This is a genomic window from Paenalcaligenes sp. GW821-LYS-B07-1, from assembly GCF_058803365.1.
In genome coordinates, this window is record NZ_CM179516.1 from 2,299,190 (window position 1) to 2,314,495 (window position 15,306).

General features: G+C 48.3%; 17 protein-coding genes. 6 read left to right on the forward strand and 11 right to left on the reverse strand.

The window, feature by feature from the left end; translation table 11 throughout:
• Nucleotides 1-170 precede the first annotated feature (170 nt).
• Nucleotides 171-785 carry a glutathione S-transferase C-terminal domain-containing protein gene (locus tag AC3QL0_RS11025; RefSeq protein ID WP_493008527.1) on the forward strand — a complete coding sequence of 205 codons (615 nt, stop codon included), beginning with the start codon at nt 171-173 and terminating at the stop codon, nt 783-785.
• A gap of 59 nt (nt 786-844) precedes the next feature.
• Here the strand turns inward: AC3QL0_RS11025 and AC3QL0_RS11030 are convergent, their stop codons facing one another.
• The 3 genes from AC3QL0_RS11030 to aroG all read right to left on the reverse strand — a co-directional run bounded on the left by AC3QL0_RS11030 (nt 845) and on the right by aroG (nt 4,335).
• Complete coding sequence (locus tag AC3QL0_RS11030; RefSeq protein WP_493008528.1) at nt 845-1,861, reverse strand: BMP family protein; 1,017 nt, start codon at nt 1,859-1,861, stop codon at nt 845-847.
• A 246-nt stretch (nt 1,862-2,107) separates the two neighbouring features.
• Complete coding sequence (gene mnmA, locus AC3QL0_RS11035; RefSeq protein ID WP_493008529.1) at nt 2,108-3,223, reverse strand: tRNA 2-thiouridine(34) synthase MnmA; 1,116 nt, start codon at nt 3,221-3,223, stop codon at nt 2,108-2,110.
• A gap of 20 nt (nt 3,224-3,243) precedes the next feature.
• Nucleotides 3,244-4,335 carry a 3-deoxy-7-phosphoheptulonate synthase AroG gene (aroG, locus tag AC3QL0_RS11040; RefSeq protein ID WP_430223726.1) on the reverse strand — a complete coding sequence of 364 codons (1,092 nt, stop codon included), beginning with the start codon at nt 4,333-4,335 and terminating at the stop codon, nt 3,244-3,246.
• A gap of 417 nt (nt 4,336-4,752) precedes the next feature.
• On the opposite strand from aroG, the gene ehuB reads away from it, so the two are divergent.
• From ehuB to ehuA, 4 genes are read left to right on the forward strand one after another with little or no spacing between them, the layout of a single operon-like run.
• Nucleotides 4,753-5,610 (forward strand): ectoine/hydroxyectoine ABC transporter substrate-binding protein EhuB, encoded by an 858-nt coding sequence (ehuB, locus tag AC3QL0_RS11045; RefSeq protein WP_493008530.1) that lies wholly within the window; start codon nt 4,753-4,755, stop codon nt 5,608-5,610.
• Nucleotide 5,611: 1 nt separating this feature from the next.
• Nucleotides 5,612-6,283: an ectoine/hydroxyectoine ABC transporter permease subunit EhuC gene (ehuC, locus tag AC3QL0_RS11050; RefSeq protein WP_493008531.1), complete on the forward strand. Its 672-nt coding sequence runs from the start codon at nt 5,612-5,614 to the stop codon at nt 6,281-6,283.
• Nucleotides 6,283-6,975 (forward strand): ectoine/hydroxyectoine ABC transporter permease subunit EhuD, encoded by a 693-nt coding sequence (ehuD, locus tag AC3QL0_RS11055; RefSeq protein WP_493008532.1) that lies wholly within the window; start codon nt 6,283-6,285, stop codon nt 6,973-6,975. The genes ehuC and ehuD overlap by 1 nt, the downstream gene beginning before the upstream one ends.
• Entirely contained in the window at nt 6,972-7,766 is a 795-nt protein-coding gene (gene ehuA / locus AC3QL0_RS11060) for an ectoine/hydroxyectoine ABC transporter ATP-binding protein EhuA (protein WP_493008533.1), read from the forward strand. Before ehuD ends, ehuA begins: the two co-directional genes overlap by 4 nt.
• A 74-nt stretch (nt 7,767-7,840) precedes the next feature.
• Here the strand turns inward: ehuA and thpD are convergent, their stop codons facing one another.
• From thpD to AC3QL0_RS11095, 7 genes are all read right to left on the reverse strand, one after another.
• Complete coding sequence (gene thpD / locus AC3QL0_RS11065; RefSeq protein ID WP_493008534.1) at nt 7,841-8,737, reverse strand: ectoine hydroxylase; 897 nt, start codon at nt 8,735-8,737, stop codon at nt 7,841-7,843.
• Between the two features lie 21 nt (nt 8,738-8,758).
• On the reverse strand, nt 8,759-9,148 hold the full coding sequence (locus AC3QL0_RS11070) for an ectoine synthase (protein WP_493008535.1): 390 nt from the start codon (nt 9,146-9,148) through the stop codon (nt 8,759-8,761).
• Between the two features lie 24 nt (nt 9,149-9,172).
• The gene (gene ectB / locus AC3QL0_RS11075; RefSeq protein WP_493008536.1) at nt 9,173-10,432 is read right to left on the reverse strand and encodes a diaminobutyrate--2-oxoglutarate transaminase; all 1,260 of its coding nucleotides are present in this window, start codon (nt 10,430-10,432) and stop codon (nt 9,173-9,175) included.
• Between the two features lie 100 nt (nt 10,433-10,532).
• On the reverse strand, nt 10,533-11,018 hold the full coding sequence (gene ectA, locus AC3QL0_RS11080; protein ID WP_493010981.1) for a diaminobutyrate acetyltransferase: 486 nt from the start codon (nt 11,016-11,018) through the stop codon (nt 10,533-10,535).
• Between the two features lie 80 nt (nt 11,019-11,098).
• A complete protein-coding gene (locus tag AC3QL0_RS11085) occupies nt 11,099-11,626 on the reverse strand; it encodes a MarR family winged helix-turn-helix transcriptional regulator (protein ID WP_135865395.1) in 528 nt (175 codons plus the stop codon).
• A 151-nt stretch (nt 11,627-11,777) separates the two neighbouring features.
• Entirely contained in the window at nt 11,778-13,241 is a 1,464-nt protein-coding gene (tldD, locus tag AC3QL0_RS11090) for a metalloprotease TldD (protein WP_493008537.1), read from the reverse strand.
• Nucleotides 13,242-13,270: 29 nt separating this feature from the next.
• On the reverse strand, nt 13,271-14,080 hold the full coding sequence (locus AC3QL0_RS11095) for a carbon-nitrogen hydrolase family protein (protein WP_493008538.1): 810 nt from the start codon (nt 14,078-14,080) through the stop codon (nt 13,271-13,273).
• Nucleotides 14,081-14,231: 151 nt separating this feature from the next.
• On the opposite strand from AC3QL0_RS11095, the gene AC3QL0_RS11100 reads away from it, so the two are divergent.
• Nucleotides 14,232-14,582 (forward strand): H-NS histone family protein, encoded by a 351-nt coding sequence (locus tag AC3QL0_RS11100; protein WP_493008539.1) that lies wholly within the window; start codon nt 14,232-14,234, stop codon nt 14,580-14,582.
• A 43-nt stretch (nt 14,583-14,625) separates the two neighbouring features.
• On the opposite strand, the gene AC3QL0_RS11105 is transcribed toward AC3QL0_RS11100, so the two are convergent.
• The gene (locus tag AC3QL0_RS11105) at nt 14,626-15,255 is read right to left on the reverse strand and encodes a DUF4136 domain-containing protein (RefSeq protein ID WP_493008540.1); all 630 of its coding nucleotides are present in this window, start codon (nt 15,253-15,255) and stop codon (nt 14,626-14,628) included.
• Nucleotides 15,256-15,306: the final 51 nt, after the last annotated feature.

A 15,306-nucleotide genomic window follows, 5' to 3' on the forward strand; every position in this document is an offset into this window, starting at 1 on the left:
ACCCGAAAGCGCCGACATTCACAAGACGAACTACGTTGGGGGTGCTTTTCTAGACATATAAACCACACTCTCCATTACTTACTCGATGCTGTATGCCCAGACAGGTGATTTAACATGTTTTCGCGTCCCTTCCTGCTATACTTTTCTCGGATTAGATTGATGTAATACCTATGAAACTTCTCGGTTCTCTAACAAGCCCCTATACCCGCAAAGTTCGGGTAGTGATGGCAGAAAAAAAATTGGATCATGAGCTCATACTGGAAAACGTATGGTCAGCTGACTCCGACATTAGTCGTTATAACCCCCTAGGCAAAATTCCTTGCCTGTTGGCTGACGACGATAGCTCCCTGTTCGATTCACGCGTAATCGTTGAATACCTGGATACGCTTTCCCCCGTTGGTAGACTGATTCCTCAATCAGGTCGTGAGCGTGCGGCTACCAAATGCTGGGAAGCTATTGCTGACGGTCTGCTTGATGCAGCCGTAGCTATTCATATAGAACGCAACCGTCGCCCGCCCGAACTGTACTACGCAGATTGGGTTACCCGACAAGAAGGTAAAATTCATGCTGCACTTGAGCACATGAACACCGCATTAGGCGAGCAGCCATTTTGCACAGGCATCAGCTTCACCTTAGCTGATATTGCTGTAGGCTGTGCATTGGGTTTTCTGGATCTTCGACTGCCCAGCATCAACTGGCGTGAGTCCTTCCCGAACCTAGATAGGCTGCACGAGAAACTGTTAGAACGTCCATCGTTCTCCAGCACAGTTCCTCCGCAAGGCTAAACAAAAAACCCGCATCACGCGGGTTTTTTGTTGAGTAATAACTGAACTATCCAGCCTCGCTAAATCGTAAACTCCACGCCGTCAAACTCAGCCGTAACCGTAATATTCCCCGCCAGAATATCTTGCTGATAAGCCATGATTCTGTCTCTTACTGCGTCTGGCGTATCAGCTGCCATAATCAACCTGACCGCTTCTGGCTGTTGCAAGCCTACCTTGATAATTTTATCGGCCTCAAACCTACCAAGACTTAAATCCGAACACGCATCAAACACGCCTATACCCACATCGGCCCATGCGGAAGCGATAAACACGTCAGGGTCCTGAGCCACCCAATCAATTACATTACCGATTTCTTTGATACCCAGCTCCCTACATGCCTCGGTAGTACCACTACGGCCTTTATTCAACATCGTATAAATAATATCGGCCCCAGCTCGAGCCTGGGCTTGTGTCACCTTTTCCGCCAACACCACATCATCTTGCGTACCCGAAAAATTCGTTAATAGTCGTACATCAGGATTCGCATACTTAACCCCTGCTGCATACGAAGCACGAGCCCGTAACCCTGGTGGAACACGTATGCCTGACTGATGTGCCACCACTCCTGTTTTTGTCATCAGAGCAGCATAAGCACCCGCCAACCACGCAGACTCCTCTTGATAAACATCGTAGCTACTAATGTTCTCTGTTGTTACCGCGCCCTGCGTCAGCGCAAATAACATTTCCGGAAACTCTTTCGCAACGGTCATCACAGCCTCAGTGTTTTGCCCACCATGAGCAATCAGTAAGTCAGGCTTATAGTGTTGCGCTAACTCACGCAAAGCTGCTATTTGTGCTTGGGGTTCGTTAGCTACCCTATCCTTATAGTGCGTTGAGATTGGTAATTGCTGTTGTGCTTTTTGCAGCCCTTGGTAACCAGCTTGCATGAAGCCATTGTCATCAATATAGCCACAAAACAGGGCTGCCACTACAAGCTTATTATTTGCAAAAACACGTGAACTCAATAATGGGGAAGCGAGTACACCCACGCCCGCAGTAGCTGCCAATAACCATTGGCGACGGGTAATATCAACCATAACGAAGTCTCCTGTTTTAGTTTTAGTTTTAGCCAAAGCTAGTTTTGGCACTTCTACTGTACCGGAAACCCTAAAACAGCACTCCTTAAAGTCTCAAATATTATTTATATTAATTTCAATATACAGAAAATAAGCTTCCTAGTAAGTACGCCTCTCTTTTCACACACAACAAACTCAGTCCTTCAAGAATCGATAGATGAAAAAAAAGCACTGTCTGCACAGTGCTTTTTTAATGCTGCCGGATACTTAACTAATCAAGCCCCCACCCAAACATACATCGCCGTCATACATCACCACCGATTGACCGGGAGTGACGGCCCACTGTGGTTCTGTGAATTCCAGCGACAACGTTTGGCTATCGCCTTGCATCAACATGCATTCGGCATCTGGTTGTCTGTAGCGTGTTTTAGCTGCGTACATACCTTTGGCAGGTGCTTCCCCGGAAATCCAGCTCACATGATCTGCTTTTAACTGGCGATCCAACAACCACGGGTGATCGTGTCCTTGCACCACATAAAGGGTGTTGTTCTCCAAATCTTTGCGCGCGGCGTACCATGCATCAGCCGTACCATCTGCATTCTGATGGCCTTTGATGCCTCCTATACCCAAGCCCTTACGTTGCCCGAAAGTATAGAAAGCCAACCCTACGTGCTGTCCCAAGACCTGCCCTTCTGGGGTTTTGATAGGGCCTGGGGCTGTAGGTAGATAGCGATTCAAAAACTCTCTGAAAGGACGCTCACCAATAAAACAAATACCGGTAGAGTCTTTTTTCTTAGCATTTGGCAATTGCAATTCTTCAGCAATACGACGCACCTCAGTTTTAGGCAGTTCGCCTAAGGGGAACAAGGTACGCGACAATTGCGCTTGATTTAGCCTATGCAAGAAATAGCTTTGGTCTTTGCTGCTATCTAAGCCTTTCAACAACTGGTACTGCGTACGGCCAGCTTCCTCAACCGCTCGCACACGAGCGTAATGCCCAGTCGCGATGAGGTCTGCCCCTAGGGACATTGCATGATCCAAAAACGCTTTGAACTTGATTTCCGCATTACACAGCACATCGGGATTAGGTGTGCGACCAGCCGAGTATTCACGCAAAAACTCTGCAAATACTCGGTCTTTATATTCCGCAGCAAAGTTTACCGCTTCAATATCAACGCCAACCAGGTCTGCTACGCTGGCGGCGTCTAGCCAATCTTGCCTAGACGAGCAATATTCAGAATCGTCATCGTCTTCCCAATTTTTCATGAAAAGGCCGATCACTTCATAGCCCTGCTGCTTCAGCAGCCAAGCACTTACCGAGGAGTCCACACCACCGGACATCCCCACTACTACACGACCTTTTTTCATGGATGAATGCTGCATAACACCTTACCGTTTCCTATTTAGGCTGTTGCTCCAGCCTCTTGTTTGGCTGCCAATACGCTACGACGTGTACGACGTGCTTGTGCCAAACGCTCCATCACTGCAATGGAACTTTCCCAACCAATACAACCATCGGTAATACTTTTACCGTAGGTCAACTCTTGGCCCTCTACCAAATCTTGACGGCCTTCCACCAAGTGACTTTCTACCATCACACCAAAGATACGCTCATCGCCATTTTCGATTTGTTCGCAAATCTCGTTAATAACTTCAGGCTGACGACGGTAATCTTTGTTGCTATTCGCATGGCTAGCATCAATCATAATACGAGCACGCAAACCATTGGATTCCATTTCTTGGCTAGTTTTTTCTACGCTTTCTGCATCGTAGTTAGCCGTTTTCCCACCACGCAAAATGATGTGGCAATCTTGGTTACCCGTTGTAGACACAATGGCAGAGTGACCGCCTTTGGTCACTGACAAGAAATGGTGTGGCGATGCCGCTGCTTTAATAGCATCTACAGCAATACGTGTGCTGCCACCTGTACCATTTTTGAAACCTACTGGGCAGGACAAACCAGAAGACAGCTCGCGGTGAACCTGACTTTCTGTAGTACGAGCACCAATCGCCCCCCACGACACCAAATCAGCAATGTACTGCGGAGTGATCATATCCAAGAACTCACAACCAGCCGGCAACCCTAGCGAGTTCACCTCTAACAACAACTCACGTGCGGTGCGCAGGCCTTGGTTGATGTTGAAGCTACCATCCATATTTGGATCATTGATCAAGCCTTTCCAACCTACAGTGGTACGAGGCTTCTCAAAGTACACACGCATGATGATCAGCAAATCATCTTTGAAACGTTGCTGTTCCACTTGCAAACGACGAGCGTAGTCCATAGCGGCTGCGGTGTCGTGAATGGAGCAAGGCCCAATCACTACTACCAATCGGTCATCTTTGTCATGCAAGATGTCGTGAACCTCACGGCGTGTTTTGTGCACGGTAGAGGCCACTTCAGTGGAACATGGGAACTCGCGCATGACATGGGCAGGCGGGCAAAGTTCTTTAATTTCTTTAATACGCAGATCATCTGTATTGTGCGACACGATTTCACTCCATTGAACAGTGCCGGTAGCAAATAAATGCGGCACAAAAAAAGCCGCCTTTTTTGCTGGCGGCTTTTTTAAGGATTTCGTTTACTAGTTTGCGTGTGTAGCAGACATCCTTCCTAGCGCCAGCGGCCTCGGAAAAGCAAAAAAGTAAGCGAAAAAATAAGATTTCTGTAAAAGCATTCAATCATGCTAGCACAAAGAAAAATGCACTACAACGATAAATTGAACAAAGCGCAACACCCATCTGCAGAAAAGTTTACGCGCCAGCGCGTGGTTCATTTACGTACGCTATGTCAACCCTAATTATTATCTATACATACAATTTGAACTGAAATCATTTTTTACTGTACGATTGCAGTGGAAACTATTTGCATATCTTGCTTGATCTGCATGAACACTCACAAGGAGTTTGCAATGAAACGTCCTCTCTTTCGCTCAGCATTGGCTCTATCGCTTGTTTTAGGCAGCACTGCCCTACTTCCCGCACACGCGGTCAGCCTGGAAGATCTACAAAAACGCGGCACTGTACGTATTGCCATCGCCAATGAAATCCCCTACGGCTACATGGACATGAATGGTGAGGCCAAAGGTCCTGGCCCCGAAGTTGCCGCCGCCATCATGAAAAACTTAGGTGTAGAACGTGTTGAGTGGGTAACCACCAACTTCGGTTCCCTTATTCCTGGCTTGCAAGCGAATCGCTTTGATATGGTGGCTGCCGAGATGGCCATTCTGCCTGAGCGCTGCAAACAAGTGCTGTACTCCAACCCCAATAGCTCGTATGGCGAAGGCTTGCTAGTTGCTAAAGGCAACCCAAAAGACGTGCATACCTATGAAGAGTTTGCCAAGGGTGATCACACTATTGCCATCATGGCTGGTGCCGATCAATTAGAAATGATGCAAGCCTTAGGTGTGGATGAAAGTCATTTGGTGACCCTAGCCAATAATGCAGATGCCATCTCTGCCGTCTCTACGGGACGCGCCGATGCCTACGCCGCCACCAGTTTAACCGTCAGTGAGCTCGCGTCTAAAAGCGATAAAGTCGAGCCAGCAGCCGAATTTAAAGACCCTATTATCAATGGCGAACCAGTGCGTAGCTGGGGAGGCTTTGCCTTTGCCCAAGATTCAGAAAGTCTACGTGATGCCGTGAATGATGAACTACGCTCATTTAAAAGCACGCCAGAATGGCAAGATATACTCTCGCGTTATGGTTTCAGCGACACTGACATGAGCCAATCTAACGAGCGCACTACTGAACAATTGTGCGCTGGCTGAAATGGATTGGATTAGTTATTTGCCCCCGTTACTTGAAGGGGCTTGGGTTACGGTACAGCTAACACTGTACTCCAGTGTATTGGGGCTGATCTTTGCCTTTGCTTTTGGGCTGGGCAAGCTCTCCTCAAACTGGGTGGTGAAAAGCGTTTCCATCGCCTTTATAGAAATATTCCGAGGCACCTCGCTACTGGTGCAATTATTCTGGCTCTATTTCGCTCTACCCGTACTAGGCGATTATCTAGGCATGGATCTACGGCTGCCTGCCGTGGTAGCCGGTACCTTAGCCCTATCGTTGAATATAGGTGCTTACGGTGCTGAAGTCGTGCGTGGCGCCATACAAGCTGTGCCCCCTACGCAATTAGAAGCCGCTCTCTCCTTAGACTTCACCCCACGTCAAACCTTATGGCGTATTAGCGTACCCCAAGCCATCCCAGAAATGATGCCCAGCTTTGGCAACTTGGCAGTTCAAAACCTTAAAGATACAGCTTTAGTATCCCTGATTAGTTTGGGCGACCTCGTGTTCAGAGCCGAACAAATACGCAATTTCACTCAAGACAGCACCACCATCTACAGCCTATTGCTATTGATGTATTTCGGCATGGCCTTGGTCTTAACCGCAGGTATCAAGCTAGTAGAGCGCTACGTTTCGCGTTGGCGTCAGGGGGAACTCTAATGTTATTTGGTTATACCTGGAACACCAGCTCCAACTGGGCTTTTGCTGAATCTATTTTGCCCATTCTGCTACAAGGAATGGTGGTTACACTACAAGCCACTCTATTAGGCTTTGTTGTCGCAGCGTTGTTAGGGCTGGTGCTCGCTGGCCTGAAAAGCGCCCCCTTTAAGTGGATATCATGGCCCGCCACCTTACTTACAGAATTCATACGCGACACCCCTTTATTGGTGCAACTATTCTTTCTGTATTACGTACTGCCTGATTACGGCCTAGTATTACCGGCCTTTCTAACGGGCGCCTTAGCGTTGGGCTTGCAGTACAGCGCTTATACCGCCGAAGTCTATAGAGCAGGCATTCAATCGCTGGCTAAAGGCCAACTAGAAGCGGCTCGTGCGCTGGATATTACACCACTACGCACCTTTATCATTGTGGTGTTACCCCAAGCAATCCCTAGGGTGATTCCCGCCTTAGGTAATTATCTGGTTTCTATTATGAAAGACGTGCCGGTGCTATCGGTAGTATCAGTACTAGAAATGTTGAACGTCGCAAAAATCATCGGTGATCGCACGTTTAACTATCTGATCCCCCTCTCTATGGTGGGAGGCCTATACCTGTTGATGACGTTGGTAGCCTCATGGTTGATACGGCTACTGGATCAACGTTTACCAAAAGAAGGAATTCCACTGAAATGACTATCTCTACCCCCGACCCCGAAGACATCATACGATTCGAAGGTGTCAGCAAACGCTTTGGCGACCACACCGTATTGGACCAATTAGACTTTACAGTCAAGCGCGGCGAGAAGGTCACCATCATTGGTCCCTCTGGTTCAGGCAAGTCCACCGTCTTGCGCATACTGATGACGCTAGAAAACATACAAAATGGCGTGATCTGGGTAGCTGGCAAACCCTTATGGCATCAACTACAAAATGATCAGTTGCAACCCGCCAGTGACCATCACCTACGAGAGATGCGCAAAGAAATGGGGATGGTGTTCCAGCAGTTCAACCTCTTCCCGCACATGACCGTTAAACGCAATATCACTGAAGCGCCAAGACATGTATTAGGTCTTAGTAAAGAGAAAGCGGACAAACGTGCTGAGGAGTATTTAGAGCTTGTTGGGTTATCTGACCATGCCCATAAGTTTCCTTGCCAGTTGTCAGGCGGGCAACAGCAACGCGTGGCTATTGCTAGAGCCTTAGCGATGCGCCCTAACATCATGCTGTTTGATGAGCCTACATCAGCCCTAGACCCTGAGTTAGTGGGTGAGGTACTTAACGTGATTCAGCGCCTGAGCACCAAGCATGATCTGACTATTTTATTGGTCACGCACGAAATGCAGTTTGCCAAAGAGGTCTCGGATCGTGTGTGCTTTTTCGATCAAGGGAAAATGGTAGAAGAAGGCCCGCCAGAGCAAATATTTGGCACGCCACAGCAAGCTAGAACACAAGAATTTTTAAGCAGCTTTTTGCAGCACGCTTAATCTCTTATCACGCCCCCACAAACATGACAGACCCGGGAAACGGGCCTGTCATGTTTTCTACATTATACTGACGGCTACCTCAATGGCTGCACATGCTCTCTAGCCGCCACGTACTCAGGGCGTGGCGCCAACCCATACTTGGGTTGACGTAGCTGATTTTCCACGCTGTTATACACCACGAATACATTGGCACGCGGCCACGGCGATAAATTACCCGCCGAGGCATGCAGCGTATTGCAATCAAAGAACACTACCGAACCGGCTTTGGCCTCCACCGCCTGCAGCCCGCCTTGATCCGTAAGCAAACGCAGACTCAGCTCATCTGGTACGCCTACCTCTTGCTGACGCAAAGAGGTTTTGTAGTTTTCCTCTGGTGTTTCTCCTTGGCAACTCACAAACTGCCTATGAGATTGCGGAATCAACATCAAAGGCCCATTACACGCCGTATTATCCGTCAGCATTACCGAGCAGCTAACTGCTCGCATAGCAGGCATACCGTCTTCTACATGCCAGGTTTCAAAGTCAGAGTGCCAGTAGAACTCTTTGCCATTTAGGGCTGGCTTCAAGTTAATACGTGATTGATGCACATACACCTCCGACCCCAAAATCTGCTTAGCCACATTCAGCACCCTAGGGTCTCGAATCATCTGCCCTACAGTCTCGGCCAAATAATGCACACCAAATACGGATCGCAATATCTGGCTATCCGGCTCTCGCACACACTCAGGACGTCTGCGTATTTGAGGATCACTTTCTAACTGCTGCAAAGTTTGCCAAAGCTGCTGCACCTCATCAGCGTCAAACAACCCATCCAGAACTAGAAACCCCTGTTCTTCGTAGCACTGCAATTGTTGCGCTGTCAGCCCCTGTGCATACTCACCTTGCTCATACACCACTGGCTCTTGACGCACAATCAGTGCACCACCACGGTCCGTTCGTGACACATAAGGATCTGCTACCAACACATTCATCACATCACCTCCTCTGACTACTTAGGAAGACTGCAAGGGATACACCCCTTTTTCATCGTGCACTTCCTGACCCGTAAGGGGTGGATTAAACACACAAATTACCCGCAGCGGTTTTTCACCACCGCGCAACCAGTGCTCGTCATGCTCATTCAAGGCGTACACCACACCATCGTGCAGCGCGTATTTCTTGCCGTCTTTGATGGTTTCTATTTCCCCATCACCCTCTATGCACCACACGGCTTCCAAGTGATTCTGATAATGAATGTGCGTTTCAGTACCCGGAAAAATTACCGTTTCATGAAAAGAGAATCCCATACCGTCTTTGCTGAGCAAAACGCGTCGGCTTACCCAGTTGTCAGTACGAACCTCATCAGCGCTGCCTTTCACATCCTCTACATTTCTCACAATCATGTTGTGTCTCCTTAGGTTAGTGGGTTAGGACAGCGCGGCAGTCACGCTGTTTTCAAGAATGGCCAAGCCTTGCTGCAATACATCATGCTCAATAGTGAGAGCCGGCAATACCTTCACCACTTCGTCTTGCGCACCGGCTGTTTCAATCACCAAGCCGCGCTCAAAACATCCTTGTGTAATGCGTTCAGCCAAACCATTAGGTGTACACACCAAGCCTTGTATCAGCCCACGTCCACGTACACTCAATCCCGCTTCGGGATGACTCTGCACGATGTTTTCCAAGAAATCTGCCACACGCTCAGCCTTTCGCTGTGTTTGCTGCACAAACAGCCCATCAGACCAGTAGTGCTCTAAGGCATGGGTAGCCCCAACAAACGCTAAGTTGTTCCCTCTAAAAGTGCCGCTGTGCGCCCCTGGTTTCCACACATCCAACTCAGGCTTCAACAGTAGCAACGACATAGGTAAACCAAAACCCGATAGCGATTTGGATAACGTAATCATGTCTGGCTCTATGCCCATACCATCGAAACTAAAGAAGTTACCGGTACGGCCGCAGCCCACTTGAATGTCATCAATGATCAATAACATATCGTGCTGCTTGCACAAACTCGCTAGCTCTTGCAGCCACGCTTTGGTCGCTACATTGACACCGCCCTCCCCTTGTACGGTTTCCACAATCACCGCCGCTGGCTTATCTAAACCACTGCTAGGATCGGTGAGCATGCGCTCGAAGTAGGCTAGCGTATTCACATCGGGGCCCAAGTAACCGTCATAAGGCAAAAAGGTCACATTACCCAGTGCCACACCGGCAGCCTCACGGAATTTTCTATTGGCTGTCACCGCCAGCGAACCACTACTCACCCCATGAAAGCCATGCGTGAATGACACCACATTGCTTCTACCTTTGACTTGTCGTGCCAGTTTTAACGCTGCCTCCACCACGTTGGTTCCTGTAGGTCCGGTAAATTGCAGCACATAGTCCCATCCACGAGGCTGCAATAAATGGCGCTCTACCGCTTGCATGAACGCTCGTTTGGCACTGGTTGCCATATCCAAACCGTGCAATACGCCATCAGCGGCAATGTAGTCGATAATTTTCTGTTTCAGAAAAGGGTTGTTATGGCCGTAATTCAGCGTGCCAGCACCGCTAAAAAAGTCCACATACTGTTTGCCTTGCTCATCAAAGAGTATGGAACCTTTTGCTTTGCTAAATACCACCGGAAAAGACCGTACATAACCACGTACCTCGGACTCCATCGTTTCAAAAATTTTAAGATCGGTCACAAGTTCGTTCTCCTTTTTTTGGGTGCATGCTTCCCTCCCACCTGATAGCCAGGTAGGTCTACACACACCGTGATAAAACGTCACCCTCTAACGGGGTGCCTTAGATTGCTGTACGCGTTGGCAAGGGGCCAATGCGCAGCAGCGGTTCTTCTGCATGTTGCTGTGGTCCAAAATGCTCTGTACCAAACCAAGCCTCTTCATTGAGGTCAGTGGAGTAATGCTCTGCTACCCGTGCAAACATGGCACGAGAAGCTGGGTTATCCGGACTAACCGTCGTTTCCACGTACTGAATACGCGCAAGTGCAGCCCGCCGCAGCAACCGTTTGAGCATACGTATGCCCAATGCGTGACCACGACACTGCTCATGCACGGCAACTTGCCATACAAACAGCACATCGGATTTAGAGGGAGGAATGTAGGCAGACACAAATCCGACGATACGGCCCTGCTGCTCTGCTACTAGACTGGTTTGCGAAAAATGCGTGGTGAGAAGAAGATAGGCGTACAGTGAATTTACGTCCAAAGGTGGACACGCCTGGATGAGTTGATGAATGCGTGCCCCGTCTTTCTCTGACGGGGCACGCAGAACAAAATCTGCGTCTGTCTCCGCCGATTTAGCCGGCGATGCCGGCTTGGCTGATGTTACGAATGTTGTAGTGGTATCACTCACACGACCAACCCGGATTCGGGAGGAACACCCCCGACCGGGACCTCCAGAATTGGTGTGATGGAATCCAATGGCTCAGAGGCCACTTCAGGATCCGAATCAATTAAGTGAACAATGCGCTCTAATGACAAGGTAATAGTCGCCCTTTCTTGCTCAGGCAAATCATTGAGCGCATCCGCTAATTTTTTCTGTAATGGAGAAGGTGTGTCTTTCGCTAACTGAATACCTTCTTCAGTAGGGGTGACATACACGATACGACGGTCTTCTTTACCGCGTTCGCGTCGGATTAGATTTTTGTCTTCCAATCTATCCAGAATGCCAACAACCGTACTAGGGCTGACATGCATTTCACGACTAATAGCCGTTGCCGTCAGTGGCGCCTTATCAATAACCGCACGTAAACAGATCAACTGCGGAGCAGTGATTTTGTTATACGCCGACAATTGACGTGAGTGCAGTGCAATAGAACGAGTAATCATGCGCAGTGCACGTAGAATGCGCAAATCGTATCCATCTTCAGTCTTCATTGACAACACATAACCCAAAACAAAAAATAGTTTGAACTGAAATAATATGACTTCTAATAATTTTAGTCAAATGCTACCGTCTAAACGGTTCAAAAAAATGCCGAACATGTAGGTGCTCGGCATTCTCTACTGCACAGACCAAGCGCTATTGTTAGCCGCCGGTACCGCCAACGGTCAGACCATCAATACGCAGGGTTGGCATGCCCACACCCACCGGGACGCTTTGCCCTTCTTTACCGCAAGTACCCACGCCAGAATCCAGTGCCATGTTATTACCAATCATGCTGACTTTATTCATGGCATCAAAACCGTTACCAATCAGCGTTGCTCCCTTAACTGGGCACACCAACTTACCGTTTTCAATGAGCCACGCTTCAGAAGTAGAGAATACAAACCGGCCGCTGGTGATATCAACTTGGCCACCACCAAAGTTAGACGCGTAAATACCATTTTTCACCGACGCAATAATTTCATCGTGCTCATGCTGACCGCTAAGCATGTAAGTATTGGTCATGCGAGGCATAGGCACGTGTGCGTAAGACTCACGTCTACCATTACCCGTCAACGGCGCATTCATAAAGCGCGCATTGCGACTGTCTTGCATATAGCCTTTTAAGATACCGTCTTCAATCAGCACTGTTCGCTGCGTGGGGTTACCTTCGTCGTCCACATTTAGCGAACCACGTCTATCTGCCAAGGTACCATCATCAATAACAGTCACGCCTGATGCTGCTACTTTCTCGCCAATACGGCCCGAGAACATGCTGGAGCCTTTGTGGTTGAAGTCCCCCTCTAGACCGTGACCTACTGCCTCATGCAGTAAGATACCGGGCCAGCCCGAACCCAACACTACCGTCATCTGCCCTGCTGGTGCAGCCACAGCCTCTAACGAGCGCATGGCAGAACCCACTGCTTGCTCTACGTATTGATCAATAATTTCATCTGAGAAGTACGCTAAACCAAAACGGCCACCGCCACCGGATGAGCCCATTTCGCGTCTACCGTCACGTTCAACCACTACGTTCAGCGATAAGCGCACCAAAGGACGAACGTCAGCCACCAAGCGACCATCACTGCCTGCGATGAGCACCACATCGTACTCAGCACCCAAACTGGCCATCACTTGAATCACTGCAGAGTCTGCTGCCCGAGCACGCTTTTCTACGCGCTCTAATAAGGCCACTTTTTCAGCCGCACTCATGGTGAGCAGAGGATCTTGTGCTGGGTACAACAACGCTGGAGCCTTAGCTGGCGCCACATAGCCCTTTACACGTTTGTTTTGACCTTGACGGCCAATGCTACGCACAACACGAGCAGAAGACAGCAATGCATCTGGACTTAAGGTATCAGAATATGCAAACGCGGTTTTCTCTCCGGACAGCGCACGAACACCCACGCCCTGTTCAATAGAGAAGCTACCCGCCTTAACAATGCCCTCTTCCAGACTCCAACCTTCGCTGCGCGTATATTGAAAATACAAATCGGCATAGTCCACTTTATGCTCAAAGATTTCGGACAACGCTTGATCCAGAGTTGCTTCGTTTAACCCCCAGGGTTCCAACAAAACAGATCGGGCAATTCCTAACGCTTCAGTGGTCGGATTACTCGGTTTCATATATGCTGCACTTCCTTTAAACAACTTGATTACATAACACGGTGTGTCAACGCTGGCAGGTTGTCCCGTATTTGTCGTAAATAATCTAGGTCAAGTACGCCAGAAACACATCCCGGCCCCTCACCCAATACATTTTGCACCTCACCCCACGGAGTAATCAACATGGAATGCCCCCATGTGCGACGGCCATTTTCGTGTTTTCCGCCCTGAGCTGGTGCCAATACATAGCATTGATTTTCTATAGCACGCGCACGCAGCAAAATCTCCCAATGCGCCTGTCCAGTAGTATAGGTAAAAGCAGAGGGTATCACTAATAATTGTATGTCGCCCATCGCCCTGAACAACTCAGGAAAACGCAGGTCATAACACACCGCCACGCCTACCCTGCCAAACGGCGCTTCAAACACATGAGGCTCCGGTTTTCCAGGCCTAATAGAAATCGCTTCGTTATAGGATTCAGCGCCTTTACTAAAACTAAATAAGTGTATTTTGTCGTAGCGCGTAATTCGTTGACCATCCGGGCCATAAACCAATAATGAATTGTAAATACGATTTGGATCATCCGTTTCTATAGGTAATGTTCCGGCTATTATCCAAATAGCATATTTTTGAGATATTTCATGTAGAAAATTCTGAATTTTCCCATTGCCATCTGACTCTTTCAGCGCAAGTTTGTCACGGTCCTTATGCCCCATAAAGCAGAAGTACTCAGGCAGTGAGACCAATTGGCAACCAGACTCCGCTGCTTCGCGAATCAACTTTTCGGCTTGGTACAAATTATCATCTAGTAAAGATGATGAAACCATTTGCAAAGCAGCTACTTGAAATGAAGAAAGCATGACTACGGGTTTCCTAAACGAAAACAAATTAAGTATTTACAGGGCTCAAAAAAAAACTATAATTTCATACTAGTGCAAAAATCTCAGAATTAAAAAAGCCTCATTTTAAGATTGCACTATATTCAAATCCCTAACTAACAAAGGAACTATAATGCCACAAGAGTCCTACACTGCCGAAAAGCAAAAAATCGAGAAAGAAATTCTCAAGCTACAGCGCCAAATGCGCACACTGCAAACACGTCAGCGTCGCCCTGTAATCAACTCCATCATCCGTTCTATGGTGGATTACGATATTACATTGGAAGAAATCACCGAAGCTTATAGCCGTCGCGGTACACGCAGCGCTACAGCGGGTGAAAGCGCAAATAAAAGCGCACTGCCACCAAAGTTTCATAATCCTGCAACAGGTGAGACTTGGACTGGCCGTGGTCGCCCACCACGTTGGATTACTGACGCTGAAGCAGCCGGTAAAAGCCGAGACAGCTTTTTGATTAAAGATTAAATCAAATTTAGCTGTCTAGCTTTTCCAACGCGCAAGTATTCATTTACTTGCGCTTTATTTTTACCTCTCGCACCTGACCATTACTACCAGGAAAATCTTCAAATATCGCCTGGGCTAAACTGGCCATTTCAGCCAATAAACCACGACCATCATCGTCGGTTACGGCCATAGCGCGATACACCTCTTTATTGTCTTGTGTAGTATCCAGAATCAGCACACTCAAGCTGTACTCTTTATACTCAACAGGCACATTCACTACGCGCGGGCTGTAATAAATACCACCGCCCCAGCCACCATAGTAGCCCATATAGCCACCCCAACCTGGCCAGAAAGGCCCCCAGCCATCCACATAAGGATCGGCAAATCGTTGCGCCCACCCTTTTTTGTTTTGATCGCTGTAGTCTAAATGCACAATAAAGCGCGCATTTTCAGCACCCTCTACCAAACCAGTAGGCCCCATTGCGGCACGCACCGTGTCAGCAATAGACTCGTATTCTATTTTGCCCGCTTGCGCTGGACCAGGTTCAATACGATAAGTTTGTCCCATCGTATTTTCCGGCCAGAACTCAAAGGTAGACACCTTGGCTGACCATGTATTTGCACAACCCGTCAAAAGCAGGCCTGCAAATACCCAGATCAGGGAGCGCATTCCACTAAAAATCCGTTTGCCCATTTTCAGCCTCTTTTAATGTAAATGGTTCCTAAAAAACCAGCACAAAATTAG

Bases quoted from the DNA above. Each gene is read 5' to 3' on its own strand.
- AC3QL0_RS11025 (WP_493008527.1), top strand. From the start codon at position 171: ATGAAACTTCTCGGTTCTCTAACAAGCCCCTATACCCGCAAAGTTCGG.
- AC3QL0_RS11030 (WP_493008528.1), bottom strand. From the start codon at position 1,861: ATGGTTGATATTACCCGTCGCCAATGGTTATTGGCAGCTACTGCGGGC.
- mnmA (WP_493008529.1), bottom strand. From the start codon at position 3,223: ATGCAGCATTCATCCATGAAAAAAGGTCGTGTAGTAGTGGGGATGTCC.
- ehuB (WP_493008530.1), top strand. From the start codon at position 4,753: ATGAAACGTCCTCTCTTTCGCTCAGCATTGGCTCTATCGCTTGTTTTA.
- ehuC (WP_493008531.1), top strand. From the start codon at position 5,612: ATGGATTGGATTAGTTATTTGCCCCCGTTACTTGAAGGGGCTTGGGTT.
- ehuD (WP_493008532.1), top strand. From the start codon at position 6,283: ATGTTATTTGGTTATACCTGGAACACCAGCTCCAACTGGGCTTTTGCT.
- ehuA (WP_493008533.1), top strand. From the start codon at position 6,972: ATGACTATCTCTACCCCCGACCCCGAAGACATCATACGATTCGAAGGT.
- thpD (WP_493008534.1), bottom strand. From the start codon at position 8,737: ATGAATGTGTTGGTAGCAGATCCTTATGTGTCACGAACGGACCGTGGT.
- AC3QL0_RS11070 (WP_493008535.1), bottom strand. From the start codon at position 9,148: ATGATTGTGAGAAATGTAGAGGATGTGAAAGGCAGCGCTGATGAGGTT.
- AC3QL0_RS11085 (WP_135865395.1), bottom strand. From the start codon at position 11,626: ATGAAGACTGAAGATGGATACGATTTGCGCATTCTACGTGCACTGCGC.
- tldD (WP_493008537.1), bottom strand. From the start codon at position 13,241: ATGAAACCGAGTAATCCGACCACTGAAGCGTTAGGAATTGCCCGATCT.
- AC3QL0_RS11095 (WP_493008538.1), bottom strand. From the start codon at position 14,080: ATGCTTTCTTCATTTCAAGTAGCTGCTTTGCAAATGGTTTCATCATCT.
- AC3QL0_RS11100 (WP_493008539.1), top strand. From the start codon at position 14,232: ATGCCACAAGAGTCCTACACTGCCGAAAAGCAAAAAATCGAGAAAGAA.
- AC3QL0_RS11105 (WP_493008540.1), bottom strand. From the start codon at position 15,255: ATGGGCAAACGGATTTTTAGTGGAATGCGCTCCCTGATCTGGGTATTT.